A 1,303-nucleotide genomic window follows, 5' to 3' on the forward strand; every position below is an offset into this window, starting at 1 on the left:
CGAAACAAACGTAGATACTCTGTTGGCGGTCAAGCTTTTCTGAGGTGTTCAGAGCTGAAAAGCTTGGCCGTATCAAATGGCTCATCTCCGCTCATGCACGCCCAGATGCCTGTCAGGTACTTGCGCATGACAGCGGCGATCGCTTGCATTTTTTTCTTGCCCCTGCTGATCAGCGACTCATAAAAGGCCTTCGCATAAGGATCGCAGCGCACCGCCGTCAGCGCAGGCATGTACATGGCTGCCCGTAAATAGGCATTCCCGCTTTTGCCGAGCCGACCAGGTTTATCAATGCTTGTTCCAGACTGTGTCTGTCGAACATCAAGGCCAGCATGACGAGCGACCTGAGAGGACTTGAGCGTTTCGGGCAACGTGGTCAGCTCAGCCAGGGCGGCCAGCGCCGAGACCTCTCCAATCCCAGGGCCTGCGAGGAGTTGCTCGTACTGTCGAGTTAGCCTTGGACACTGGGCGATTAACTCGCGCCCTGCCTTACGAAAGCGCTCGATTCGATTACTTAGTGAAGCAATCTCTTCTTCTTGATCCTCGATCAACATCGAGGCAGTCGTGGCGGTCGCCTGCAATGCATGCAGCTCGTTCTTCGCCCTGATACGGTGTCCCACCAAACGATTGATGTGCCGGCCAAGGCCTCTGAGTTCAAGCTGTACAGTGCTTGGAGGTGTCCACAAACGCGGGGTCATACGCTCCCCGTACTCGGACAGCAGCTGAGCATCTATTGCGTCAGTCTTGCTGTTCACCAGCATCAGTTTGGCGAAGTTGTGGAAGCTCTTGGGGTTGATCACGGAAACAGGTAGGTCGGCAGCGTGCAGCTCAATGGCCAAGTCCAGGTAATAGATCCCGGTCGCCTCCATCACGATCGACGTAGGCTTGAGCGCCTGCAGCTTTTTCACCGCAGCCTTGCGACCGGCAGGGGTTTGAGCGATATCCCACTGACCGGCAGTGCGCCCATCTTTACGCACCCCAACGACCGAAGTTCGTGAGCCAATATCGAGGCCAACCCAGACACTCATTCTTCCCTCTCCCAAGCGAATTAGGTAACAATGGCCTCCGGTTCCCCGACCTCGAACTTCATGCCGCTGCAACCTTGTAATGCGAAGTCCGACTTGTCGGCTTCTCGATACTCTTCGTGGTGGGCAATGAGGCGGGGGGCCTCTCTACGTACAAGGTCAGGGGCAAACCCTGCCTTCAGGAGCGATCGGCCTCCCCGGAAGTGCTTCTTCAGCCTGACGAGAATAACTTCTCCCGCCAGGCCAGTCACAACATACAAGGAGCGAGCGCAGCTCGCGAT

1 protein-coding gene and 1 pseudogene are annotated in these 1,303 nt (G+C 56.4%); both read right to left on the reverse strand.

Translation table 11 applies throughout. The features are described 5' to 3' along the window. Window positions 1-29: 29 nt before the first annotated feature. Window positions 30-1,025 carry an IS110 family transposase gene (locus QME24_RS24710; RefSeq protein ID WP_029887815.1) on the reverse strand — a complete coding sequence of 332 codons (996 nt, stop codon included), beginning with the start codon at window positions 1,023-1,025 and terminating at the stop codon, window positions 30-32. 20 nt (window positions 1,026-1,045) lie between these two features. Continuing rightward, a pseudogene (locus QME24_RS24715) lies at window positions 1,046-1,303 on the reverse strand (hypothetical protein); the annotation flags it as partial.

This window comes from Pseudomonas sp. PARCl1, assembly GCF_947311875.1.
In the GTDB taxonomy this organism is placed as follows: domain Bacteria; phylum Pseudomonadota; class Gammaproteobacteria; order Pseudomonadales; family Pseudomonadaceae; genus Aquipseudomonas; species Aquipseudomonas juntendi.